Origin of the sequence: Nocardiopsis halophila DSM 44494 (assembly GCF_000341245.1) — a bacterium.
GTDB classification, from domain to species: domain Bacteria; phylum Actinomycetota; class Actinomycetes; order Streptosporangiales; family Streptosporangiaceae; genus Nocardiopsis_A; species Nocardiopsis_A halophila.
The window spans coordinates 1-1,093 of record NZ_ANAD01000098.1 but is presented as its reverse complement, the minus strand read 5'-3'; the positions used below and the strand labels follow the sequence as shown (position 1 = coordinate 1,093).

Here is a 1,093-nt window from a genome sequence, read left to right as displayed (position 1 = left end):
GGCGCCCCCCCCCCGCCGCTCGATCGCCTCCCACGGGGTGTGCAGGTTCGACAGGGAGATGTAAGCGTGGTCGTGCCCCAGCGGCGCCCCGAGCAGGTTCGACGCCGCCACCGCCGCCGTGATCCCCGGGACGCCGACCACCTCGATGTCGGCCCCCGCGAAGTCCAGCGCCGGGCTCGCCATGGCGTACACCCCCGCGTCGCCGGACCCGATCAGCGCGACCGCCGCCCCGGCCTGCGCCTCGCGCACCGCCGTGCGGGCCCGCTCCTCCTCCTGGCCCAGCCCGCTGGAGACCACCCGGGTGCCCGGCCGCAGCAGGTCCCGCACCTGGTCCAGGTACTGGTCGAGCCCCACGGCCACCGAGGCCCGGCGCAGCTCCTCCGCGGCGCGCGGGGCCGTCAGGTCGCGCGCCCCCGGCCCCAGCCCGATCACGGCCAGCCGCCCCCGGAACGCCGCCCGGGCCACCGCCGCGGTGGCGTTGGCGGTCTTGGACTTGGCCGCCACCAGCTCCGGGGCGCCGCCGACCGCGCCCGCCGCGTGCAGCGCCGCCGCCTCGGCCACGCTCGGCGTGCCGACCTCGGCGCGCACCGTCTCGCTCGGGTTGGGCACCTCCACGGCGGCCAGCTCCTCTGCGGGGAAGGTGAGCACCTCCCACCCGCGCTCGCGTGCGGCGCGCAGGATGCCCTCCTCGTCGGCCTTCACGTCGACGGTGGCCACCGCACGCACCGACGCCGGGGAGAGCCACTGCTCGGCCAGCACCCGGTCGATCAGCGCCCCGACCTCCTCGGCGGAGACGCCGCGCGCCGAGCCGACCCCCACCACCAGCGACGGCGGCCGGTAGGTGAGGGTGGGCAGGCCGTAGGAGGCGCACTCATGGCACAGCTCGGTGCGGTCCGTGACGCGGATCACCGCCGCCGCCTCGGACGAGGGCACCTGCGGCGACACGTTCTCCGGCAGCGGCGGCAGCGGGAGCCCTTCGGCGCCCTCCAGGCGCACCGGGTCCCCCGAGAGCACGGCGGTGCCGACGGAGGCCAGCCGGTCGCGGTCGGCGATGCGCAGCCCCAGGTCGGCGCCGTAGGCATCGAGGGAGACG

The 1,093-nt window shown here is 78.0% G+C and carries 1 protein-coding gene; it reads right to left on the bottom strand.

What is annotated here, in order from left to right; all coding sequences use genetic code 11:
- The coding region (locus D450_RS0112810; RefSeq protein ID WP_017539067.1) for a cobalamin biosynthesis protein at positions 1 to 1,093 on the bottom strand (1,093 nt) is incomplete at both ends.